Source organism: Solwaraspora sp. WMMD1047, assembly GCF_029626155.1.
Lineage (GTDB): Bacteria > Actinomycetota > Actinomycetes > Mycobacteriales > Micromonosporaceae > WMMD1047.
Genome location: NZ_JARUBL010000001.1, coordinates 5,146,015 through 5,168,026 on the forward strand (window position 1 = coordinate 5,146,015; position 22,012 = coordinate 5,168,026).

The 22,012-nt window shown below is 73.2% G+C and carries 20 protein-coding genes; 8 read left to right on the forward strand and 12 right to left on the reverse strand.

All coding sequences use genetic code 11. The annotated features are described in order from the left end of the window. Window positions 1-117: 117 nt before the first annotated feature. Window positions 118-612 carry a hypothetical protein gene (locus O7627_RS23265; protein ID WP_278095610.1) on the reverse strand — a complete coding sequence of 165 codons (495 nt, stop codon included), beginning with the start codon at window positions 610-612 and terminating at the stop codon, window positions 118-120. A gap of 155 nt (window positions 613-767) precedes the next feature. On the opposite strand from O7627_RS23265, the gene O7627_RS23270 reads away from it, so the two are divergent. Together O7627_RS23270 and O7627_RS23275 are read left to right on the forward strand one after the other, a co-directional pair. Continuing rightward, complete coding sequence (locus O7627_RS23270; protein WP_278095611.1) at window positions 768-1,181, forward strand: DUF2000 domain-containing protein; 414 nt, start codon at window positions 768-770, stop codon at window positions 1,179-1,181. Window positions 1,182-1,245: 64 nt separating this feature from the next. Continuing rightward, window positions 1,246-1,908: an O-methyltransferase gene (locus O7627_RS23275; protein ID WP_278095612.1), complete on the forward strand. Its 663-nt coding sequence runs from the start codon at window positions 1,246-1,248 to the stop codon at window positions 1,906-1,908. Between the two features lie 68 nt (window positions 1,909-1,976). On the opposite strand, the gene O7627_RS23280 is transcribed toward O7627_RS23275, so the two are convergent. Next, window positions 1,977-3,596: a glycosyl hydrolase family 18 protein gene (locus O7627_RS23280; RefSeq protein ID WP_278095613.1), complete on the reverse strand. Its 1,620-nt coding sequence runs from the start codon at window positions 3,594-3,596 to the stop codon at window positions 1,977-1,979. A gap of 504 nt (window positions 3,597-4,100) precedes the next feature. Between O7627_RS23280 and O7627_RS23285 the strand changes: the two genes are divergently transcribed. Both O7627_RS23285 and O7627_RS23290 read left to right on the forward strand, forming a co-directional pair. After that, window positions 4,101-5,021, forward strand: coding sequence for a DUF4397 domain-containing protein (locus O7627_RS23285; RefSeq protein WP_278095614.1), 921 nt, complete (start codon window positions 4,101-4,103; stop codon window positions 5,019-5,021). Between the two features lie 2 nt (window positions 5,022-5,023). Beyond that, window positions 5,024-5,740, forward strand: a complete 717-nt coding sequence (locus O7627_RS23290) for a class F sortase (protein ID WP_278095615.1) — start codon at window positions 5,024-5,026, stop codon at window positions 5,738-5,740. A gap of 173 nt (window positions 5,741-5,913) precedes the next feature. Here O7627_RS23290 and O7627_RS23295 read toward each other — a convergent pair whose 3' ends face one another. From O7627_RS23295 to O7627_RS23310, 4 genes are all read right to left on the reverse strand, one after another. Next, window positions 5,914-6,261 (reverse strand): DUF2203 domain-containing protein, encoded by a 348-nt coding sequence (locus O7627_RS23295; RefSeq protein ID WP_278095616.1) that lies wholly within the window; start codon window positions 6,259-6,261, stop codon window positions 5,914-5,916. 67 nt (window positions 6,262-6,328) lie between these two features. Continuing rightward, the gene (gene proC / locus O7627_RS23300; protein WP_278095617.1) at window positions 6,329-7,147 is read right to left on the reverse strand and encodes a pyrroline-5-carboxylate reductase; all 819 of its coding nucleotides are present in this window, start codon (window positions 7,145-7,147) and stop codon (window positions 6,329-6,331) included. Between the two features lie 209 nt (window positions 7,148-7,356). Beyond that, window positions 7,357-8,385 carry a 6-phosphofructokinase gene (locus tag O7627_RS23305; protein WP_278095618.1) on the reverse strand — a complete coding sequence of 343 codons (1,029 nt, stop codon included), beginning with the start codon at window positions 8,383-8,385 and terminating at the stop codon, window positions 7,357-7,359. A 180-nt stretch (window positions 8,386-8,565) separates the two neighbouring features. After that, a complete protein-coding gene (locus O7627_RS23310) occupies window positions 8,566-9,081 on the reverse strand; it encodes a polyadenylate-specific 3'-exoribonuclease AS (protein ID WP_278098399.1) in 516 nt (171 codons plus the stop codon). 399 nt (window positions 9,082-9,480) lie between these two features. Between O7627_RS23310 and O7627_RS23315 the strand changes: the two genes are divergently transcribed. Beyond that, window positions 9,481-10,173 (forward strand): Crp/Fnr family transcriptional regulator, encoded by a 693-nt coding sequence (locus O7627_RS23315; RefSeq protein ID WP_278095619.1) that lies wholly within the window; start codon window positions 9,481-9,483, stop codon window positions 10,171-10,173. 85 nt (window positions 10,174-10,258) lie between these two features. Here O7627_RS23315 and O7627_RS23320 read toward each other — a convergent pair whose 3' ends face one another. After that, window positions 10,259-10,462: a hypothetical protein gene (locus O7627_RS23320; protein ID WP_278095620.1), complete on the reverse strand. Its 204-nt coding sequence runs from the start codon at window positions 10,460-10,462 to the stop codon at window positions 10,259-10,261. 244 nt (window positions 10,463-10,706) lie between these two features. Here O7627_RS23320 and O7627_RS23325 point away from each other — a divergent pair, with 244 nt between their 5' ends. Beyond that, window positions 10,707-14,252 (forward strand): adenylate/guanylate cyclase domain-containing protein, encoded by a 3,546-nt coding sequence (locus O7627_RS23325; RefSeq protein ID WP_278098400.1) that lies wholly within the window; start codon window positions 10,707-10,709, stop codon window positions 14,250-14,252. Window positions 14,253-14,293: 41 nt separating this feature from the next. Here the strand turns inward: O7627_RS23325 and O7627_RS23330 are convergent, their stop codons facing one another. After that, window positions 14,294-15,016 carry a lysophospholipid acyltransferase family protein gene (locus O7627_RS23330; RefSeq protein ID WP_278095621.1) on the reverse strand — a complete coding sequence of 241 codons (723 nt, stop codon included), beginning with the start codon at window positions 15,014-15,016 and terminating at the stop codon, window positions 14,294-14,296. Window positions 15,017-15,267: 251 nt separating this feature from the next. Here O7627_RS23330 and O7627_RS23335 point away from each other — a divergent pair, with 251 nt between their 5' ends. Both O7627_RS23335 and O7627_RS23340 read left to right on the forward strand, forming a co-directional pair. Next, window positions 15,268-16,137 carry a DUF308 domain-containing protein gene (locus O7627_RS23335; RefSeq protein WP_278095622.1) on the forward strand — a complete coding sequence of 290 codons (870 nt, stop codon included), beginning with the start codon at window positions 15,268-15,270 and terminating at the stop codon, window positions 16,135-16,137. Between the two features lie 185 nt (window positions 16,138-16,322). Further along, window positions 16,323-17,738 carry a trehalose-6-phosphate synthase gene (locus O7627_RS23340; protein ID WP_278095623.1) on the forward strand — a complete coding sequence of 472 codons (1,416 nt, stop codon included), beginning with the start codon at window positions 16,323-16,325 and terminating at the stop codon, window positions 17,736-17,738. Window positions 17,739-17,819: 81 nt separating this feature from the next. Here O7627_RS23340 and O7627_RS23345 read toward each other — a convergent pair whose 3' ends face one another. From O7627_RS23345 to O7627_RS23360, 4 genes are all read right to left on the reverse strand, one after another. Next, window positions 17,820-18,611 (reverse strand): alpha/beta fold hydrolase, encoded by a 792-nt coding sequence (locus tag O7627_RS23345; RefSeq protein ID WP_278098401.1) that lies wholly within the window; start codon window positions 18,609-18,611, stop codon window positions 17,820-17,822. 14 nt (window positions 18,612-18,625) lie between these two features. Further along, window positions 18,626-20,026: an NAD(P)-binding domain-containing protein gene (locus O7627_RS23350; RefSeq protein ID WP_278095624.1), complete on the reverse strand. Its 1,401-nt coding sequence runs from the start codon at window positions 20,024-20,026 to the stop codon at window positions 18,626-18,628. Window positions 20,027-20,190: 164 nt separating this feature from the next. Continuing rightward, window positions 20,191-20,931: an endonuclease/exonuclease/phosphatase family protein gene (locus tag O7627_RS23355; RefSeq protein ID WP_278095625.1), complete on the reverse strand. Its 741-nt coding sequence runs from the start codon at window positions 20,929-20,931 to the stop codon at window positions 20,191-20,193. Window positions 20,932-20,941: 10 nt separating this feature from the next. Further along, entirely contained in the window at window positions 20,942-21,901 is a 960-nt protein-coding gene (locus tag O7627_RS23360) for an ROK family glucokinase (protein ID WP_278095626.1), read from the reverse strand. Window positions 21,902-22,012 lie beyond the last annotated feature (111 nt).

Consider the following 22,012-nt stretch of genomic DNA (forward strand, 5'->3'; position numbering starts at 1 on the left):
GCGGCCGTCGGCCACCGCTGAGGGTGGCCCTTCCGGTTCGTGAGAAAGCCACGGTCGGCCGGGCCGACCGGCCGGGCCGGTCGACGGATCGGGCCGTCGGGCCCGACCCGCGGGCGGTCAGCCCGGGGTGGCGGTCGCGGAGCCGGCCGGGGCCGGGGTGTTGCCGCCGACCCGCTCGTCGGCGATGCACCAGCCCGCCTCGGTGCGGGCCACCACGAACAGGATCCGGGCCGGGATCTTCCGGCCGCCCGACTCGACCGTGATCGCGGTGCTGACCTGCTGCCCGCCGTTGTCGGCACGGATGTCGACGATGCTCGCCCCGGTGACGGTGAAGTGGTCCGCGAAGTCCCCGTTCGGGCCGGTTGCACCCTGGTCGAACGCCTCGTGCATGGCGGCGCAGAGCTGCCCGCGGCCGGCGGCGGTGTCCTTGGCCGTCATCGCGTCCAGGTAGCGCTGCACGAGCTGCCGGGCCTCGTCCGCCCCGTCGTCGACGATGGTACTGCCGGCCGGGTCCGGCTCGGCACCGCCGACCAGCCCGCAGCCGCCGAGCGCCAGCGGCAGCGCCGCGACCGCCGCCACCCACCGGGCGGGACGCCTGCCTGGGACGGCCATCGCGCTCCTCATTTCCCCGCCGGTCCGGCCGGCGGGACACCTGACCGGCATACCGCCGACACTCTAGCCACCCGCGGCCGGCCCGGCCGCATCGCGTGGTGGCGGCGTCAGGAACGTACAAGACCATCCGGGCCGGGTCCGGCAGAGTGGCTGCCATGAGCGCCTTTCCCACCAAGATCGCGGTGCTGCTCCGCGACGACCTGGCCACCTGGCAACGCCTCAACGTGACGGCCTTCCTGGTCAGCGGCATCGCCGCGAGCGTGCCGGAGACGATCGGCGAGCCCTACGCCGACGCCGACGGCACCAAGTACCTGCCGATGTTCGGCCAGCCGGTGCTGGTCTTCGCCGGTGACGGCCCGCTGCTGACCGCCGCGCACGGCCGGGCGCTCGACCGCGGCCTGCCGATGTCGGTGTTCACCGCCGAGCTCTTCGCGACCGGCAACGACCTGGACAACCGGGCGGCCGTGCGGGCGGTCGCCCGTGCGGATCTCGACCTGGTCGGAATCGCCGTCTTCGGCCCCCGCAACAGCGTCGACAAGGCGTTCAAGGGCGCCCGCCTGCATCCGTAGCTCGGGCTCCTACCATGATCACGTTCCGGGGCCGCGCCCCGGGACGTCATCGCGAGGAGGACCGATGTACGACTCCGAACAGCGCTGGCGGGCGGTGGACGGCTATCTCGCCACCACCCTCGTCGACGAGGACGAGGCGCTGGTGGCCGCCCGTACCAGCGCCCGGGACGCCGGCCTGCCGGCGTACGAGGTGGCACCGAACCAGGGCGCCCTGCTGGCCCTGCTGGCCCGCCTCGGCGGCGCCCGCCGGGTGCTGGAGATCGGCACGCTGGCCGGGTACTCGACGATCTGGCTGGCCCGGGCGGTCGAGCACGTCACCACGATCGAACTCGACCCCGGGTACGCCGAGCTGGCCGAGCGGAACCTGGCCGCCGCCGGGGTGGCCGACCGGGTGGAGTTGCTGGTGGGCGCCGCCGTGGACCGGCTGGCCGAGCTGGTGGCGCGCGGCGGGCCGGCGTACGACCTGGTCTTCATCGACGCCGACAAGCCGAACAACCCGGCCTATCTCGCGGCGGCGCTGCGGCTGACCCGGCCGGGCAGCCTGATCATCGCCGACAACGTGGTCCGGGACGGGGCGGTGGTGGATCCGGACTGCCCGGACGACCGGGTCCGGGGCGTCCGGGAGTTCCTGGAGCTGGTCCGGGCCGACCCACGGCTGGAGGCGACCGCACTGCAGACGGTCGGGGTCAAGGGCTGGGACGGCTTCGCGCTGGTGCTGGTGCGTTGACCAGGGCGGGGCGGGATCCGATCGGGATCCCGCCCCGCCCTGGTGGGGTGCCGCGCCGACACTCGGGGTCAGCCGAGGCCGTTCTTGATGGCGGTGATCAACTCGCCGTTGGTGGTGTCACCGGACAGCTCCCAGAAGAACGCCCCGCCGAGGCTCTGGCCGTTGGCGTACGACATCTTGCCGCCGATGGTGGCGGGGGTGTCGTAGCTCCACCAGTTGTTGCCGCACTTGGCGTACGCGGTGCCGCCGACGGTGCCGGTGGCCGGGCAGGTGTTCTTGAGGACCTTGTAGTCCTCGATGCCCGCCTCGTAGGTGCCCGGTGCCGCGCCGGTGGCGGTGCCGCCCGGTCCGGTCTGGGTGACGCCGGTCCAGCCCCGGCCGTAGAAGCCGATGCCGAGCAGCAGCTTGCTGGCGGGGATGCCCTTGCTCTTGAGCTTCTGGATCGCCGCGTCGGACCAGAAGCCCTGCTGCGGGATGCCGGCGTACGAGGTGAGCGGCGAGTGCGGGGCGGTCGGGCCCTGCGGGTTGAAGGCGCCGAAGTAGTCGTAGGTCATCGGCATGATCCAGTTGAGGTTGCCGGCCGCCCCGGCGTAGTCGGTGGCGTCGATCTTGCCGCCGTTGCTGCCGTCCGCGGTGATCGCGGCGGTGACCAGGGCCGAGGAGCCGAACCGGGTACGCAGCGCCGAGATCACGTTCTTGAACGCGTTCGGGCCGCTTTCGTCGCAGGTCAGGCCGCAGGCGTTCGGGTACTCCCAGTCGATGTCGATGCCGTCGAAGACGTCGGCCCAGCGCGGGTCCTCGACCAGGTTGTAGCAGGACTGGGCGAACGCCGCCGGGTCCCGCGCGGCCTGGGTGAAGCCGCCCGACCAGGTCCAGCCGCCGAACGACCAGATCACCTTCAGGTGCGGGTACATCGCCTTGAGCTTGCGGAGCTGGTTGAAGTTACCCCGCAGCGCGCCGGTGTCCCAGGTGTCACCGACCCCGTCGACGCTCTCCGCCGCGGTGTACGCCTTGTCGTAGTCGGCGTAGGAGTCGCCGATGGTGCACCGGCCGCCGGTGGTGTTGCCGAAGGCGTACAGGATGTGGGTCAGCTTGGCCGCGGACCCGCTGGTGTGGATGTTCTTCACGTGGTAGTTGCGGCCGTAGACGCCCCACTGGGTGAAGTAGCCGACGACCTTCTTGCCGCCCGGTGGGGTGGTCGGCGGCGGGGTCGTCGGGGGTGGAGTGGTGGGCGGCGCGGTGGTCGGCGGGGCGGTGGTGGGTGGCGCGGTGGTCGGCGGGGTGCTGCCGCCGCCGCAGGACGCGCCGTTCACCGTGCAGTTCGTCGGCGCCTTGTAGGCGCCGGAGCCGATGTAGCCCCAGCTGGTCGAAGCGCCGGGGGCGAGCGCTCCGGCCCAGCTCTTCTTGACCGCGGTGTAGCGGTTGCCGCTGCGGGTGACGTCGGCGTCCCAGAAGCTGCTGATCGTGGTGCCGGCGGGCAGGTCGAACTCGACCCGCCAGGTGTTCAGCGGGGCGTCGGTTCCGTTGCTGACGGTGACCCGGACCTCGTGTCCGCTGCCCCAGTCGGAGCTGGCGGTGAAGGTGGTGGTGACATTTCCGGCACCGAACGCCGAGGTCATCGGTACGACGGCGACCGCGGCCGCGACCGCCACCCCGGCGCAGAGCGCCAGGCGGAGGGATCTCTTCATGTGGCGTCTCCCCAAACAGTTAGGAAACTTTCCAAAAAGCTAGTGAGACGCTACTCACCCGGTTACCGATTAGTCAAGATGTCCATTTCTCGATCTACCGGCAGGGATCGGCGCAGCCCACGGAATCGACGACCCTAACTCTCTCTAAGTAACGATTGAGTCACCTTGAGTACAGGACTTGCGGAAGAGTCCGATCAACGGGACTCTGACCATGAACGGCAATCCCGAGACAACGGCGCGGTGAGCAGGGGGAACCATGTACGACCCGACGCCCGCTTGCCGGCGGCCCGGCAGAAACCACCGGATGCCATGAGCCTCTGTAACCAGTCCGCACCGCCGAAGCCACGCCCGCCCGAGCGCCCCGGGCGACCGGCCACGCTGTCCCGGCCGGCGTCCTGGCCGGGCTCGGACCCGTACCGCCCCGGCGAACGCGACCATCCCGGCCGCGCCCGGCGTACCGCCGACCGGACCGGCCGCCACCACCCGTCCCCCCAGGGAGCAGCGATGACCCCGCCAGCACCACTGATCCGCGCGCTACGCCGAGTCGCGGCGCTGGCCGGCGCGGCCCTGCTCGGCGTCGGCCTGACCGCGACCACCGCCACGCCGGCCGCCGGCGCGGCGGTCGGCTACGTGCGGCTGGCCCACCTGTCGCCGGACACCCCGGCGGTCGACGTCTACCTGGCCGGCACCACCAACCCGAACAAGCCGCAGGTCTTCCCCGCCGTCGGCTACGGAGCGCTCTCCGACTACCTGCCGCTGCCCGCCGGCCGGTACGCGGTCTCGATGCGGACGGCGGGAGCGCCGGCGAGCGAACCGCCGGTACTCACCACCGAGGTGACGGTGTCGGCCGGTGCCGCCTACACCGTCGCCGGAGTGGGACGCTACGCCGACCTGGGCCTGCGAGTGCTCGAGGACGATCTGCGGGCACCCGCCGGTGGCCGGGCCAAGGTCCGGGTGGTGCAGGCGTCGGTCCGGGCGCCGGTGATCGACGTGGCCGCCGCGGGCGGCCCGGAGATCGCCAGCGGCGTCGAGTTCGCCACCACCACCCGGTACGAGCAGGTGGTGCCGGGCACCTGGACCCTGCGGCTGGCGCCACCCGGTGCCACCCCGACCACCACCGAGGTCACCCTGGCAGGCGGGAACGTCTATTCGTTGCTGGTGCTCGACGACGAACGCGGCGGGCTCACCACACAGCTGCGGGTCGATGCGCGGGGCGGTGCCGTCGTACCGGCCGGTGGGGTGGACACCGGCGGCGGCGGCCTGAGCGCGGCGGCGAGCGGTCCGACCGGCGCCGACGCCCCCGCGGACGGGCTGCCCGCGACCGGCGCCCTGCCCACCGGTGCGGTGGCCGCCATCCTGGTCGCCGGGGCTGCGGCGGCCGCCCTGGTCGGGCCGGTCCGCCGACGGGCCCGCCGGAGTCCCTGACCATGGCCGCCGGTGCGGCCGGTGCGGCCGCCGATGGTGGCCTCACCCGGCGCGGACTGCTGACCGGTGCCGGGCTGGTGGTCTGGGCCGCGGCCGGAACCGGGCTCGCCGTCGCCGCGACCCGGCCGGGCGCGCCGGCGCCGGTCTGGCTCGACCCCTGCGCCGGGGACGGCTGTCCGTCGAAGGCGGCCTCGACGGGGCGGCCAGAGGCGACGGCCGGGCGGCCAGAGGCGACGGCCGGGCCGCCGACCCGGATCCGGATCACCCGGATCGGCGTCGACTCGCCCCTGGTCGTGCTCGGACTGGAGCGGGACGGGCGGCTCGCGGCGCCGGCCGACTTCGACCGGGCCGGCTGGTTCGGCGGGGGCGTGGCACCCGGCGATACCGGACCGGCGGTGATCGCCGGTCACGTCGACTCCCGGACCGGGCCGGCCGTCTTCCACCGGCTGCCCGAGCTACGACCGGGCGACCGGATCGAGGTACGGCGGGACGACCGGTGGCTACCGTTCCGGGTGGTGGCCGCGAGTCGACACGCCAAGGACCGGTTCCCCACCGCCGCCGTCTACGGCCCCACCCCTGGCCCGGAACTGCGCCTGGTCACCTGCGACGGGGAGTTCGACGGGCGCAGCCGGCACTACCGCGACAACCTGGTGGTCTTCGCCGTCTGGGATCAGCCGGTCGATCCGTTCGCGAAGTGGACCCGGCCCGGCCCGGCCTGACGCGACCCGGCCGCCGCCCGGCTTGGCGGGCCGGGCGTCGGGCGCTGCGGGCCGGGCGTCGGGCGCTGCGGGCCGGGCGCCGCGGGCCGGGCGATCGTGGCGCCATGAGCCGTCGAGAATGGCCGGTCAGCACGGCTGGGTGCGTCAGGATCATGGGCCGGCTCCGGCGGCGGTCAGATCCGGCGGCGGCCGGCGAAGCCGCACTCGATCCGGTGGTACCACCGGATGTCGGTGTCCCCCTCCAACCAGCACCAGAGCACCGGCCGGTCGTCGCGCACCCCGGCGAAGTCGAGCAGCACCGGAGCGATCCCCTTGACCTGGATGCCGTGCCCCCGGAACTCGTCGACCAGGCCGTGGATCCGCGCCTCCAACGCCTTGATCTCGGGTAGACCGCCCGACCGGGTCGGACCGCCGGCCATCTCGACGGTCAGTTCGGCGAGGTCGGCGCGCAGCGTGATCAGCTCGTCGATCAGGGGGCGCAGCGTGGCGACCATGTGGCGGGCCTGGGCAAGGGTGAACACGCCCGCCAGTATGGGCCATCGCCGGGTCGGCCAGGTTGCCGCCCGTGTGCGGTCCCGTTACCGGCCGTCAGCCGCTCTGGTCGGCGATCTGCCGGGCCCGGTCCCGGGCGGCCTCCAGCGCGGCCAGCAGCGCGGCGCGTACCCCGTGGTTCTCCAGCTCCCGGATCGCCGAGATCGTCGTGCCGGCCGGTGAGGTGACGGCCTCGCGCAGCTTGACCGGGTGCTCGCCGGAGTCGCGGAGCATCACCGCCGACCCGATGGCCGTCTGCACGATCAGCTCGTGCGCCACCTGCCGGGGCAGCCCGAGCAGGATGCCCGCGTCGACCATCGCCTCGACCAGCAGATAGAAGTAGGCGGGCCCGGAACCGGAGAGGGCGGTGACGGCGTCCTGCTGCGACTCCGGTACCCGGATGGTGGCGCCGAGCGGGCTGAACATCTCCTCGGCCAGCGCCAGGTGCCCGGCGGTGGCGTGCGGCCCCGCGGAGATCGCCGTCATCGCCTGGTCCACCAGCGCCGGCGTGTTCGTCATCACCCGGACCACCGGGGTGCCCTCGGGCAGCCGCCGGTTGAAGAACCCGGTCGGCAGGCCGGCACAGAGCGAGATCACCAGCTTGTCCCCCGGCACCTTCGGCCCGATCTCGTCGAGCAGCACCGCGGCGTCCTGCGGCTTCACCGAGATCGCCAGCACGTCCGCCTCGGTCACCGCGGTCAGGTTGTCCACCACCCGGACGCCGTACCGGGTGGCCAGCTCCTCACGCCGGGCCGGCCGGCGGGTCGTGGCGAGCAGCTTCTCCACCGGCCAGCCGGCCCGCAGCAGCCCGGAGAGCATCAGCTCACCGATCTTGCCGGCACCGACCACCGCGACCGTGTGCGCCCCCGGCGCCATCCTGCCTCCTCCGGTTCCACCCGCCCCGAGCGACTTCCCGGTCGAGTGTCTTCCCGCCCAAACGTCGTTCCCGGACGGCCTGCTGCCGACCGGACCTGCTGTCCGCCCTGCTGTCCGCCCGGCCTGGGCCGAGGCCCCACCGTCCGCGCGGTCCCCGGGACCGGACCTCGCCGGTCGGCGGGTCCGGCCCCGGGCCGGGCGGTTCGCGCTCAGCTGCCGAAGAAGACCTCGGCCTCGGTGTAGCGCTCCAGCGGAACGGTCTTGAGCTCGCGGGTCGCCTCGGCGAGCGGCACCCGGACGATGTCGGTGCCCTGCATGGCCACCATCTTGCCCCAGTCGCCCTCGTGCGCCGCGTCGATGGCGTGCAGGCCGAGCCGGGTCGCCAGCACCCGGTCGAACGCGGTCGGGGTGCCGCCGCGCTGGATGTGCCCGAGCACGACGGTGCGGGCCTCCTTGCCGGTCTTGGCCTCCAACTGCCCGGCCAGCCACTGGCCGATGCCGCCCAGCCGGACGTGACCGAAGGCGTCCAGCTCCTGGTTGTGCAGGACCATCTGGCCCTCCATCGGGTGGGCGCCCTCGGCGACCACGACGATCGGGGCGTACTGCTTCTTGAAGCGCTCCTCGACGTAGGTGGCGACCTGGTCCACGTCGAACTCCCGCTCCGGCAGCAGGATCACGTTGGCGCCACCGGCCAGCCCGGCGTGCAGGGCGATCCAGCCCGCGTGCCGGCCCATCACCTCGACCACCAGGGTGCGGTGGTGGCTCTCCGCCGTGGTGTGCAGCCGGTCGATCGCCTCCATCGCGATGTTGACCGCGGTGTCGAAGCCGAAGGTGTAGTCGGTGGCGCCGAGGTCGTTGTCGATGGTCTTCGGCACGCCGACCACCTGTACGCCCAGCTCGTGCAGCTTGGTGGCGACCCCCAGGGTGTCCTCGCCGCCGATCGCGACCAGCGCGTCGACGCCCTGCGCGGCGAGGTTGTCCTTGATCCGCTCGACCCCGCCGTCGATCTTGAACGGGTTGGTCCGGGAGGAGCCGAGGATGGTGCCGCCCCGGGGCAGGATGCCCCGCACCTCGGCGATGCCGAGGGTCTTGGTCATCCCCTCCAGCGGACCCCGCCAACCGTCACGGAAGCCCACGAACTCGTGACCGTAGGTGGCCACGCCCTTGCGCACAACCGCCCGGATCACCGCGTTCAGACCTGGACAGTCACCACCACCGGTGAGCACGCCGATACGCATGATCTGCTCATCCTCCTGGAGCCTCAGGTAAGCCCGTCAAGCCCCAGGGTCGAAGTCAGGTCAGACCGTCGGCGTCGTTGCCGGCCCGGGGCGGGCCGTCATTGCGCACTGTAGTCGGCGCCGCGGTCGAGGATGCACACCGCCCTGCGGGGTGGGACGTCGGGGGGCGCGGCGCGGCGGTCAGGACGGGGCGTCGAGGTCGGCGCGAGCGGCCATGATCCGCCACCGGGCCAGATTGTGCCGGGCGTCGACCAGGGCGTCGTGCCGGTCGGCCGACGACGGCAGCGGCGGGCGCCCCTGGTCGTCCCAGAGCTGGCGCAGGTCCTTGGTGAACCGGGGAATCTCCCGGGGCAGCGCCGGCATCGCCCCCCAGAGCTGGGCGAGCGCCACATGGTCGTACGCCGCGTACCAGGCCCAGAGGTCGAGCCGCTCCCCCGGCCGGTCCCGCACCGGTTCGAGCAGGAACTCGTAGAGGTCGTCTCGGATCCGCTCCCGGGAGCGCCACGCGGGGTCGCCCGGCGACGGCAGCCGGTCGAGCACGTTGCGGCGGACCCAGGGCACCGCCCGGGTCGGATCGAACTGGGTGGAGACGGCGTAGAACTCGCGGCCGTACTCATCGACGACGCCGATCGACACCAGGTCGATGATCCGGCCGTCCTCGATGAATTCGCAGTCGTAGAAGTAGCGGTACACCATCCCCGGCATCCTCGCCCACCGCACTGCGGTCGCGGTCATCGGGGCACCCCCGCCCCGCCGGATCCGACGGGGTTCCGCTGTCCGGGGCCCCGCCACGGCAGGCCGGGCGGCCCGGCGAGCACCGCTCTCCCCAGCCTGCCGCGGCGCCCCGCGACCCCAGACCCGCCACTCCCCCGTACGGTCCCCACCCAGTAGCGGATCTGGTACAAGAATGGCGCCGGCCGGTCAGCCGTACTGTCACAGAAGTGATTCGAGGGGTGTACAGCACGCGACACGACCGTCATGATCTGATGTGTACCGCTACCGGACGGGAAATCCGGTGTCCATTCGCCTTGGTCCTTGCACGATCCGAGGTCGGCCAGGTTCAGAACGTGTTTCTAACCGGGGAGGGGTTGAGCCTTGGAGGGTCGCCTGCCTGAGCCGGGGGACGCTCTCACCGGTGTGGAGATGTTCGCCGGCCTCGAGCCCGAGGTGCGCCAGCGGGTGATCGCCGCCGCGGTGCCCCGCACCTACCGCAAAGGTCAACTGCTGTTCGTCGAGAACGACCCCGGCGAGTCGTTGATCGTGCTCCGCCGGGGCGCGGTCGCGGTGTTCCGGACCGCCCCCACCGGGGAACGCGCCGTGCTGTCGGTGATCCGTCCGCCCGACGTGCTCGGCGAGGTCTCCCTGCTGGACGCCTCGACCCGGTCCGCCTCGGCCGAGGCGATCGAGGACTGCACCGCGCTGGCCCTGTCGCGAGGGGCCTTCATGGAGTTGGTGCACTCCAACCCGCGCATCCTCGACGCCGTGATGCGCTCGCTGGGTGGGCTGATCCGGCGGCTCACCGAGCAGAACGCCGACCACGTCTTCCTGGACCTGCCGGGCCGGGTCGCCAAGACCCTGGTCCGGCTGGCCGGGGAGAGCCAGGCCCCGATGATCACCATCGAACTCAACCAGAGCCAGCTCGCCGAGATGGCCGGCGGTTCCCGGCAGAGCGTCAACCAGGCCATCGGCTCGTTCGCGAGCCGGGGCTGGCTGCGTACCGAGGGCCGCCGGATCGTGGTCACCGACGTCTCGGCGCTGCGCCGGCGGGCCGGGATGGCGGATCGATGAGGCAATCTCGGACGACCGTGGACAGCAGTTGGCCCGCACACCCGGGGTGTGCGGGCCAACTGGCGTAGCGGGCAACCTGACCCGGTCAGGTCGGGTTGCCGGTGGCGCCGACCCAGTCGGTGCCTTCCTTGCCTCCGGTCGCGCCGACCCAGTCGGTCTTCTCGCCACCCACGATCCCCTGGGCCTGCAGGTCGGCCAGGGTGGCCGCGTCCACGTCGACCGTGTCCCCCGCGGAGTGTCCGACCCCGTCGGCGTCGGTCCACTCCCGCTCCAGCCGTACGTCAACCATCGACGCATCTCCTTAGGTAGTGATCGAATGTTGCGGTCCGACTGTAGTTGCCGTGGTCGACGATTCGTCCGCTCAAAGGCTGTCCTCTAGCCAACTGCCCGGTTCCCGACAGTGGCGCCGGGCGACGATACTCGGCAGTGGCGGCCGGCACGGCTCCCCCCGGGACGGGCCGTCGAACCGTACGGCACTGGCCCGTGGCACCGGCCCGGCCAGCAGGTCCGATCGACTGGTACAGGAGGACGGCATCTCCGCTCCGTGCGTCAAGTGCGGCCGGACCGCCGCCACCGACGACCGCTTCTGCGGTGGCTGCGGGACCGAGCTGACACCCGCCTGCCTGAATTGCGGCCGCCCGCTCGCGGCCGGCGTGGCGTTCTGCACCGGTTGCGGAACGCCCAGACCCGCTGGCCGGGTACGGGCCGCCACCCCGAGCCACGAGGACCGTCGCCGGGTCAGCGTGCTGTTCATCGACCTGATCGACTTCACGCCATATGTCGAGCGGGCCGATCCGGAACTGGTCCGGGGTATGCAGACCGGCTTCTTCTCCGCCGCCCGCCGGGTGGTCGGCCAGTACGGCGGGGTGGTCGAGAAGTACATCGGCGACGCGGTGATGGCGCTGTTCGGCGCGCCGGTGGCGACCGAGACCGACGCGTTGCGCTGTGTGCGGGCCGGTCTCGAACTGCAGCGCGTGCTGACCCGGTTCGCCCCGACCGGCGCCGACGGGTTGCGCTTCCGGGTCGGCCTGGCCACCGGCGAGGCGCTGGTTGACGTCGCGGCGGCGCGCGACGGTGGACAGGCCATCGTGGCCGGTGACGTGGTGAACACCGCGGCCCGGATGCAGTCCGTGGCACCCCCCGGCGGGGTGCTGGTCTGCGGCACCACCCACCAGCTCACCCGGGACGCGATCGAGTACCGCCAGCATCCGCCGGTGATGCTGCGGGGTCGTTCCGCCCCGACCGAGGTGTGGCTGGCGGTGGCCCCGGTCAGCCCGGGGGCCCCGGACCGGGAGGTCGACACCGCCCCGATGATCGATCGGGAGCACGAGCTCGGTCTGCTGGTCAACGCGCTGCACCGGTCCACCCGGGACCGGGTGCCGCAGGTGGTGACCGTGCTCGGCCGGGCCGGCATCGGCAAGAGCCGGCTGGTCCGGGAGCTGTCCCGGCACACCGGTGAGGTGGTCGACGAGCCGCTGACCTGGCGCGTCGGCCGGTGCCCGCCGTTCGGTGAGAACGTCACCTTCGCCGCCTTGGCCGACATCGTGAAGGCCGAGGCGGGCATTCTGGACACCGACCCGGCCGCCGCGGCGGCCGCCCGGCTGAAGGCGGCCGTCGAGGAGTTGTTCTCCCCGGGCCGGGCCGACCGGATCACCGACGCATTGCGTCCACTGATCGGCCTGCCGGGGGCGAACCTGCCGGCCGAGGAGACCGAGTCGGCGTGGCGGCGGTTCCTGCTCACGCTGGCCGCACGGCGGCCGACGGTGCTGGTCTTCGAGGATCTGCACTGGGCCGACGAGGCGATGCTGCGCTTCGTCGAACTGCTCGGCGCCGCCGCCCGGGACGTACCGCTGCTACTGCTCTGCACCGCCCGGCCGGAGCTGGTCACCCGGGATCCGAGCTGGGCCGGGACCATCAACGGGTCGCTGACGATCACCCTGCCGCCGCTGCGCGACAGCGGCATCGCCGCGCTGTACGCGCACATGTTCGGCCCGGCGGCGTTCCCGACCGCCATGCTCGGCCCGCTGGTGGAGGTGGCCGACGGCAATCCGCTCTACGCCCACGAGTACGTCCGGATGCTCGTCGAGCAGGGCGCGCTGCGCCAGTCCGGGCAGGGCTGGTCGCTGGAGCAGCGCGGCGACCTGCCGATGCCCGACAGCGTCCACTCGGTCATCGCCAACCGGGTCGACCTGCTCGATCCGGACGACCGGTCGGTGCTGCTGGCCGCCTCGGTGGTCGGCATGCAGTTCTGGCCGGGCGCGGTGGCCGCCGCCCTCGGCGTGCCGGTCGAGTCGGTCGAGCGGGCGCTGCGCCGGCTGGAGCAGCGCGACCTGGTGCACGAGCAGTCGTCCTCCACGATGGCCGGGCAGCCGGAGTTCCGGTTCCGGCACGTGCTGGTGCGCGACGTCTGCTACCAGCGGCTGCCGCGCACCGAACGGGTGGCCCGGCACGAACGCACCGCCGGCTGGCTGGACGCGCTCTCCGGCAGCCGCGACACCGACCTGGCCGAGGTGCTCGCCCACCACCGGTGGGCCGCCCACGAGATCGCCCGCACCCTGGGCCTGGACACCGACCGGTACGCCCCACCCGCCCGCGAGGCGCTGCTGCGCGCGGCCCGGCGGGCGTACGCGCTGCACGCCCTGGAGCCGGCGGCCGGCCACGTCAGCCGGGCGCTGACGCTGTTCCGCGACGGGGTGGAGACCGACAGCCGGGAGCGGTTCCGGCTGGAGCTGTTCAGCGCCGAGGTCGCCTTCTACCGCGACCACGACGCGTTCCTGTCGCACGGCGGCACCGAGCTACTGACCAAGCTCGCCGAGCAGCTCTACGACCGGGCCGAGCTGGGCCACGCCGCCCGGGCCTGGACGCTGCTGGGCCAGGCCGCCTGGCTGCGGGCCGACCGGACCACCGCGCTGGCGCACCTGGACCGGGCGGTGGAGCTCTTCGCCGACCAGCCGGACAGCCCGGAGAAGGCCGACGCCTACGCCGAACTGGGCCGGCTCTACATGCTCAACTTCGAGGACACCCCGGCGATCGACGCCGCCGGGAGGGCCGCCGAGATCGCCGGCCGGCTCGGCCTGGTCGAGGTCCGGACCAACGCCCAGATCACCATCGGCATCGCCCGCTACCAGTCCGGCGACCGGGCCGGCCTCGACGAACTGGAGACGGTGCTCCAGCTGTGCCGCGGCAAGCGGCTGCTCGCGCTCCGCCGGGGGCTGCGCAACCTGGCCGCCGCCGTGCTGGAGGAGGGCGACTGGGTGCGGTCCAACGCGCTGCTGGCCGAGGCGAACGACGATGTGCAGGGCGGCCACAACCTCGACACTGGGGTCTCCCGGGATTTGATGATCGCCTACTACACCGGCGACTTCGACCGGCTGCTGGCCGCCGCCGACGGGTTCGTCGCCTCGTCGGCGGGCCGCTGGGATCTGCAGGTGCGCGGTCTGCGGTCGGCGCTGCGGGTGCTGCGGGGCGAACCGGTGCCCGGCCCGCCGGAGTCCGACGACATCACCGACCTGCTGACGATGGCGCGCGGCAGCGGCTTCCATCGGATGCACTGGACGGCCCTCGGGATGGGTGCGCTGGTCCGGGCCCTGCAGGGCCGCCGGGCGGAGGCCGCCGGCCTGCTGGCCGAGCTGGCCGGCGCGCAGCGGGCGGTCCCCGCGCTGATCAGCGGCGAGTGGAGCGCCGCGGCGGCCTGCGCCGCGGCGCTGTGCGACCGGCCGACCGCCCTGCTGGTGCACGAGATGCTCGACCGGCCCGGTCACCTCACCGCCTGGGGCCGGGCGGCCCGGCACACGGTGACCGCGGCGATCGCCGACGCCGAGGGGCGGCACGACGAGGCGGCCGCGCGGCATCAGGCGGCGGCGAGGGTGTACGCCCAGATTCCGGACCACACCGACCGGATGGTGGCGTTGGCGCTGGCCGCCGGGGCACTGCGCCGGGCCGACGACGAGGCCGGCGCCGAGGAGCTGCTCGGCGAGGTACGCGAGTTCGCGTTGCGCAACCGCGCCCCGGGCCTGCTCCGGCTCGCCGACCGCGAGCGACCAGACCCGCCCGCCGGCCTGCCCGACGCGACCGCCTGACGGCCGGCCCGGCCGGGTCCGCAGCACGGGCGCCGCGCCGGCTACGCGGCCAGTGCGGTGGTGGCCGGGTCCGGTCCGGCGGCCGACCGGGGTGGAGCGGTCTTGAGCTTCTGCGCGTAGATGTCGACGTACTCGCGGCCGGAGAGCTCCATCAGCTCGTACATGATCTCGTCGGTGATGGCCCGCTCGACGAACCGGTCGCCGGCCATCCCGGCGTACCGGGAGAAGTCCAGCGGGGCGCCGAACCTGATCCGGACCCGTTCGATCTTGGGAATCAGCTTGCCCGGTGGCTGGATCTCGTCGGCGTTGAGCATCACGACCGGGATGACGGGGGCGCCGCTCTCCAGGGCGAGCCGCGCGACGCCGGTCTTGCCGCGGTAGAGCCGACCGTCCGGGGACCGGGTCCCCTCCGGGTAGATGCCGGCGAGGTTGCCGGCCCGGAGGACCTCAAGTTGGGTGTCGAGCGCGGCCTGGGCGGCCCGGCCGCCGGACCGGTCCACCGGGATCGTTCCGGTGCCGACGAAGAACATCTTGATCAGCCAGCCTTTGATGCCCTTGCCGGTGAAATACTCGGCTTTGGCCACGAAAGTCACTTTGCGCTTGACCATCAGCGGCATGAAGATCGAGTCGGAGAAGGAGAGGTGGTTGCTGGCCAGGATCGCCGGACCGCGATCGGGCACGTAACCTCCCCCCTCGACCTGCGGCCTGAAGATCAATCTCAGCCAGGGTCCGAGGAGGAGGTACTTGATCAGCCAGTACAGCACCGCTGTCCCTTCCGAGCGCCAACGTCCCCCACGCCCGCCGGGCGCTCCCGCCGCCACGCTTGTCGCGCGGCGTCTGTCGAGCGCGGGCGGTCGGCGGAACTGACGACCATGAGCCTACGAAGGACGGACGGCACACCACAACGCACTCCCGGAACCGGGCCGCGACGTGTCACGATTCAGTGCACGACGCGCGGGTCGGCGCGGCGGACTCGGGGGTGGCGCGCGGTCGCGCCGGTGAGGGAGGGTGTCGAGTGTCAGCGGGCGGCGCCCGCCGCGGGCGGCGGGACAACGGGCTCGACGCGACGGAGTACGCCGTCGCGGGCGACGTCGACCCCCGGGTCGGGGAACACCTGCTCGACGTGCTTGCCGCGGGCGGGATCGCCGCCTATCTGCAGCCGTCGGCCGACCTGAACCCGGTCACCCGGACCACCACCGTCCCGGCCCGGCCGACCGACCGGCTCTACGTCGACCGCAGCCACCTGGCCACCGCGCGGGACTATCTCACCCAACTCGCCGAGGAGGGGCCCGGCCGGCAGCTGGACGGCCCCGACCCGGACGTCGAGGCGGAGTGGGCCCGGATCGTCGCCGGCTACCACCACAGCGCCCCGGACCACCGGCCCTGGCCGGCCGCCGAGGATGTCGACCCGGCCGGCAGCCCGGGCTTCGGGGCGGACGGCACCGGCGACCCCGCGCCGACCGACGACCCGACCGGCGCCCCCCGGCCCGGTCCGGAGGTGACCGGCCCACCGCCGCCCGCCGGCCGGAAGCTGCCGTACGCGGCCGACATCTCCGGCATCTCCGTCGGGCACCGCACCGGCGACGGCTCGCTGCTGGACGGGTTGGACACCTTCGGCGCGGAGCTGCCCGACGGACCCGAGGACCGCTACATCCCCCCGCCGCCGCCCCCGCTCCCCCGGATCTCGAAGTTCGCGGTGGTCGGTGTGCTCGCCATCACCTTCGGCTTCGCCCTCTTCCTCTTCCCGTCGCTGCTGCCGGTCGAGCGCGGCCTCGCGACGATGGTCGGCTTCACCGGCATCCTGGCCGGCTTCGTGACCCTGATCTGGCGGTTGCGGCCCGGCGACGAGGAGGACGACGATCCGGACGACGGCGCGGTGGTCTAGCGCGGATCTGACCCGTAGCGTCCAGATCGCGAGATTCACCGGCGCCTGTGGGCGGGGTGTAACACCGGTGTAACTTCACGTCAGTAGGAATACTGCGGTAGGTTACGTTCCCCTCACCACTCCTCACGACTGCCGATGTATCGATCCTCGCGGTGGTCGCCTCGCCCCGAAACGAGGTGCCCGAATTGCGACAAAGTTCCCTCGTGGTGGTAGCCAATCGGCTGCCGGTCGACGACAGCGTGGCCCCGGACGGCGCCTGCGAATGGCGCCGTAGCCCTGGTGGCCTGGTCAGTGCCCTGCACCCGCTGCTCCAACACACCCCGGCCACCTGGGTCGGCTGGGCCGGAGGCACCGGCCCGGCACCCGCGTTGCCCGACATCGACGGAGTGCGGATGCACACCGTCCCGCTGAGCCGCGAGGACATCCGCGACCACTACGAGGGGTTCGCCAACGCGACCCTCTGGCCGCTGTACCACGACGCCGTCGAGCAGCCGGTCTACCACCGCCGCTGGTGGGACGCGTACCAGCGGGTCAACCAGCGGTTCGCCGAGGCCGCGGCGGCCGCCGCCGAGCCCGGCGCGCTGGTCTGGGTACAGGACTACCACCTGCACCTGGTGCCCGGCATGCTCCGCGCGCTCCGCCCCGACCTGCGGATCGGCTTCTTCCTGCACGTGCCGTTCCCGCCGCCGGAGCTGTTCATGCAGCTACCCCGCCGGGCCGAACTGCTGCTCGGCATGCTCGGCGCGGACCTGGTCGGCTTCCAGCGGGCCCAGGCGGCGCACAACTTCGCCCAGCTCGCCACCAAGGTGCTCCACCTGCCCGCCACCGACCGGCGGGTCGCGGTCGAGAACCGGGTGGTCCGGATCGGCGCCTTCCCGGTCTCGATCGACATGACCGAGATGGAGGCGCTCGCCGGCCGCCCCGACGTGGTCCGCCGGGCCGCCCGGCTCCGGGCCGACCTCGGCGACCCGCAGCACGTCATCCTCAGCGTCGACCGGATGGACTACACCAAGGGCATCGAGCAGCGACTCAAGGCGTACAGCGAGCTGATCGCCACCGGGCACGTGAAGGTCCGGGACACGGTGATGGTCCAGGTGGCGGTGCCCAGCCGGGAGCGGGTCGAGCAGTACCAGATCCTGCGTGAGCGGGTCGAACGCGAGGTCGGCCGGATCAACGGCGAGTTCGGCCGGGTCGGCGAGCCGGCCATCCACTACCTCACCCAGCCGTTCGACCGGGCCGAGCTGGCCGCCCTCTACCGGATCGCCGACATCATGGCGGTCACGCCGCTGCGCGACGGCATGAACCTGGTCGCCAAGGAGTACGTCGCCGCCCGGGTCGACGACTCGGGCGCGCTGCTGCTCAGCGAGTTCGCCGGGGCCGCCGCCGAGTTCACCCAGGCGTTCCTGGTCAACCCACACGATCTGGAAGGGCTCAAGCTGACCCTGATGCACGCCCTGCAGGCCACCCCGACCGACACCGTCGAACGGATGCGGGCGATGCGGGACCATCTGCGCACCCACGACATCCGCGCCTGGGCGCGCTCCTACCTGAGCGCCCTCGACCAGACCGGGGAGCTGACCACCCGGCTGGCCACCGCCTGACCGACCGCTGAACCGGACGAGCCACCGAGCCGGCGCGACCGGCCCGGGCCGAACCGGCCCGGGCCGCGGCGCCGGTGCCGGTCAGGCCGCGGTCTCCTTGCTCAGCCACTCCAGGATCGCGTCGATCGGCTCGGCCCACCGGGCGTCGAGCATCATGTCGTGGCCCATGCCCGGAAACAGCAGCGGTGCGGCGTCGTACCGGCGGGCCGCCCGGTTCAGCGTGGCCGGCGACACCACCCGGTCGTCCGGGCTGCCCAGCACCAGCATCGGCGGCTCACCGACCGCCGGTTCCGGCGCCCGGTGGACCAGCAGCTGCCACTGCGCCCGGGGTGCGGCCCCACCCAGCCGGCCGGCGTACCCGCGTGCCGTCTCGACCGGCACCTCCCGGCTGAACAGCTGCCCGCCGGTCAGCCGCAGCGGCGCGCCGACGACCGCCGGCAGCGTGCCGACCGGGTTGCGCCGCAACGCCACCCCGAGCGTCGACCAGCCGCCGAACACCGGCGCGACCATCACCCCGGCCCGGGCCGGGTACCGCGCCATCGCGTGTGCGACCACCAGCGCGCCGGCTCCGTGCCCCACCAGCACCGCCTGCCGCGGCAGGCCCGCCGCCACCTGGACCACATCATGGGCGTACGCGCGCAGCGTCGCGCCCGGCGCCGTGCCGCTGCGGCCGTGCCCGCGCAGGCTCATCGCGTACGCCGGGAAGCCGCGCCCGGCGGTGTGCTCCAGCCAGTGCTCGGCGAAGACCCAGGCCCCATGGCCGAAGCCGGGGACGAAGAGCAGCGGCGGCCGCCCCTGGTCGTCCTCCGGAAGGGCCGCCAGCACCTCCCGGCGCACCGGTGGCACCGGCCTGGTCCAGTCCCGTGCCCGCATCACCCGTGGCCGGCTCACCGGGCGACCTCCAGTTCGTCGATGGTGCGCTGCAGGGCACGAAGGTAGTCGGTGTGGCCGACCTCGAACCAGTGCCGGGTGGTGTCCTTGACCTTCGCCCGGCTCCACCGGCGGCCGGCCTCGCCATCGACGCGCGCCGCGAAGGCGGTGGCCCGTTCCGGGGCGGCTTCCCGCAGCCGCAGCCAGCGCGCGACCGCCACCGACTGCCAGTGGCTGAGCGGGAACAGGCCGGAGTCGGGTTGCAGCAGCCCCACCACGGCCAGCGTCGGGTGCCGGCGGGGAAAGGCGTTGAGGTGCAGGGTGGGTCGGCCGGACTGGTCCATGCCGAGCAGTTCCGGGGCCAGGAACTCGAACCGCGGCAGGTAACCGGTGGCGAAGACCACCACGTCCGGCTCCACCTCGCGACCGTCGGTGAGCTCCACGCTGTAGCTGCGGAACCGGGCGATGTCGGGCACCGGGGTGATCGCGCCGTGCCCGACGTAGTACACCAGCTGGCTGTTGGCGATCGGGTGCGTCTCGTAGACCTTGTGGTCGGGTTTCGGCAGGCCGAACCGGGTCAGGTCGCCGACGGTGAGCCGCAGCACCCGGTGGTACAGCCACTGCCGCAGCCAGATCGGCAACCGCCAGGCCAGGGTGGTGTCGTTGACCTGGTCGGCCGGGCGACCCAGCACGTACTTCGGGGCGTACCAGTAGCCGCGCCGGGTGGAGTGCCAGCAGCGGGCGGCCTGCTGGCCGGCCTCGACCGCGATGTCGCAGCCGCTGTTGCCGGCCCCGACGACCAGCACCCGCTTGCCCCGGATCTGGGTGGCGTCCTTGTACGCCGAGGAGTGCATGAGCTGCCCGCGGAAGTCGTCGATCCCCTCGTACGCGGGGAACTTCGGCGCCCAGTTGTGCCCGTTGGCGACCACCACGGCGGCGTACCGCTGGGTCCGCTCCGGGCCGTAGCCGCCGGTGCTGCGGGTGGTGACGTCCCAGCGGTCGCCGTCGGCCGGCTCGACCCGGACCACCTCGGTGCCGAACCAGATGTGCGGGCGCAGGTCGAAATGGTCGGCGTAGCGCTCCAGATAGGACAACAGCTGGCTGTGGTGCGGGTAGTCCGGCCAGTCGTCCGGCATCGGGAAGTCCGGGTACTGGGTGAACGGCTTGGACGAGATCAGGTGGGTGCTGGCATAGACCGGGCTGCGGTCGTGCCGCCAGTTCCAGCCGCCGCCGACGCCGGTCTCCCGCTCGTAGCAGTCGACCCGGAAGCCGTACTCCTTCAGGTTCTTGATGGCGGTCAGTCCGCTGGCTCCGGCGCCGATGACGCAGACGGCGCCGCTGCGGTCGTAGACCGGGCGCCCGTCCCGCCACAGGGTCGCACCGGTCTCTTGGCCGTCGTAGTCGGTGGAGGTGGACACCCGGTATCTCCTTATTTTCCGGCACCAGTGCCGACGTGCTGCCGCATCCTCCCGGCTTCTGTCACCCGTTGTCCAGCCCGCCGGGCGCAGCGTCGCGGTAACACCTCGGTCACGGTCCGCAGCGATCCGGCCAGCATCCGGACCGACCGGCCGGGAGAGGCCGGTCAGCCCGGCGGCAGGACGAGGTCGACCAGGACCGGGAAGTGGTCGCTGGCCCGGCGGGTCTGCGGGGTGTCGACCACGTCGTAGTCGACGATCTCGATCCGCGGGTCGACGAAGATCGCGTCGATGCGCCGGCGGGGATCGCCGCAGGAGTAGGTCAGCCGGTCGTCGCGACCGGCGGCGACGGCGGTGTCGACCAGCCCGGCGGCGACGGTACGCCAGGCGGCGCCGGCCGGTTCGTCGTTGAGGTCGGCCCCGGCGATCAGCGGAAGCTTCACCTCGGCGAGTTCCCGCCGGAACAGGGCCGCCTGGCCGGGCCGCTCGGCCGGGTCGGTGGAGAGGTGCGTACCGGCGACCACGAACCGGGCGGCGCCCGGGCCGGCCGGCCCGCCGCCGGCGTCCAGCGCCCCGACCGAACAGTCGGCGAACGCCGCGCCGCGCAGGTGCCGCCCGGGGGTCAGCGGAAACCGCTGGCACCAGGTGTGGTGGACGCGTACCCGCAGGTTGGCCAGGAGCAGGTTGCCCAGCGCGGGCAGTCCGCCCGCGACCACGACCAGCCCGAGCCGGTCGGCGAGCGCGGCGCTGTGGTGCCGCCAGCGGAACCGGCGCGGCCCCTCCTGCACGATCACGACGTCGGGAGCCGCCGCGCGGACGACCGACGCCAGCGCAGCGACGTCGTCGCGCTGGCCGTGCACGTTGTACGACAGCACCCGCAGCCGGGCGCCGTCCCCACTCTCGATCACGGTGTCGAGGCTAGCGCCGGGCGAGGTCGGCGGCGCCCACCACCCCGGCGGTGTTGCCCAGCTCGGCCGGGCGGATGTCGGCCACCGGAATCCGGCCGCGCTGGGCCAGGGCCTCCAGATAGGACCGCCGGGTGGGGCCGAGCAGCAGGTCACCGGCGTCCACCACCCCGCCGCCGACCACCAGGGTCTCCGGGTCGAGGATCTGCGCCATGTCGGCCAGGCTGATCCCCAGCCACCAGCCGATCTGGGCGAACGCCGCGCAGGAGACCCCGTCGCCGGCCTTGGCGGCGGCGGTCACCATCCGCCCGGTCACCGCCTCCACATCGCCGCCGGCCAGCTCCAGCAGGCCGGTGGCGCGGGCCGGCTCCTGCCGGGCGCCGGCCCGGGCGAACCGGACCAGGGCGCTGCCGCTGGCGTACTGCTCGATGCAGCCGAGCCGGCCGCAACCGCACAGGTGCCCCTCGGGCACGGACAGCATGTGGCCCAGTTCGGCGGCGATACCGTTGGCGCCGCGCAGCAGTTCGCCGCCGAGCACGATGCCGCCGCCCACCCCGGTGCCGATGGTGAACATGACCATCGAGTCGCTGGCGTCCCGGCCGGCCCCGTACCGGAATTCGGCCCAGGCCGCGACGTTGGCGTCGTTCTCGACCACCACCGGCAGGTCGACGGCGGCGCTGACGTAGTCGCGCAGCGGCTCGTTGCGCCAGGCGATGTTGGGAGCGAAGAGCACGACCGACCGGGTGGCGTCGATCCAGCCGGCCGCGCCGATCCCCACGGCGGTGATCGGTTCCGGTTGGCTCTGGTGGCGGGCCAGCAATTCGGCGACCACCTCGATGATGACGTCGCGGGTCTTGGCGACGTCATCGGCGGGCGTGTCCCGGCGGGTCTCCGCCAGTACCTCGCCGGCCATGTCGACGATTCCGGCGGCCACCTTGGTGCCTCCGACGTCGACTCCGATGGTCAGCGTCACCGCTGCCGCTCCCCTCTGCCGTGCCACGCGGCCGCCCGACCGCGCCACCGGCCCGAGCACGACCGGCCGGCAAGTGACCGGACGTCAGGCCCGTGACCGGGCGTCTGGGCC

Excerpts from the sequence above, each read along its gene's own strand:
- O7627_RS23320 (WP_278095620.1), bottom strand. The coding sequence starts at position 10,462 with ATGGTTGACGTACGGCTGGAGCGGGAGTGGACCGACGCCGACGGGGTC.
- proC (WP_278095617.1), bottom strand. The coding sequence starts at position 7,147 with ATGGCGCCGGGGGCGCACACGGTCGCGGTGGTCGGTGCCGGCAAGATC.
- O7627_RS23270 (WP_278095611.1), top strand. The coding sequence starts at position 768 with ATGAGCGCCTTTCCCACCAAGATCGCGGTGCTGCTCCGCGACGACCTG.
- O7627_RS23265 (WP_278095610.1), bottom strand. The coding sequence starts at position 612 with ATGGCCGTCCCAGGCAGGCGTCCCGCCCGGTGGGTGGCGGCGGTCGCG.
- O7627_RS23345 (WP_278098401.1), bottom strand. The coding sequence starts at position 18,611 with ATGCGGGCACGGGACTGGACCAGGCCGGTGCCACCGGTGCGCCGGGAG.
- O7627_RS23280 (WP_278095613.1), bottom strand. The coding sequence starts at position 3,596 with ATGAAGAGATCCCTCCGCCTGGCGCTCTGCGCCGGGGTGGCGGTCGCG.
- O7627_RS23310 (WP_278098399.1), bottom strand. The coding sequence starts at position 9,081 with ATGGTGTACCGCTACTTCTACGACTGCGAATTCATCGAGGACGGCCGG.
- O7627_RS23305 (WP_278095618.1), bottom strand. The coding sequence starts at position 8,385 with ATGCGTATCGGCGTGCTCACCGGTGGTGGTGACTGTCCAGGTCTGAAC.
- O7627_RS23285 (WP_278095614.1), top strand. The coding sequence starts at position 4,101 with ATGACCCCGCCAGCACCACTGATCCGCGCGCTACGCCGAGTCGCGGCG.
- O7627_RS23290 (WP_278095615.1), top strand. The coding sequence starts at position 5,024 with ATGGCCGCCGGTGCGGCCGGTGCGGCCGCCGATGGTGGCCTCACCCGG.
- O7627_RS23275 (WP_278095612.1), top strand. The coding sequence starts at position 1,246 with ATGTACGACTCCGAACAGCGCTGGCGGGCGGTGGACGGCTATCTCGCC.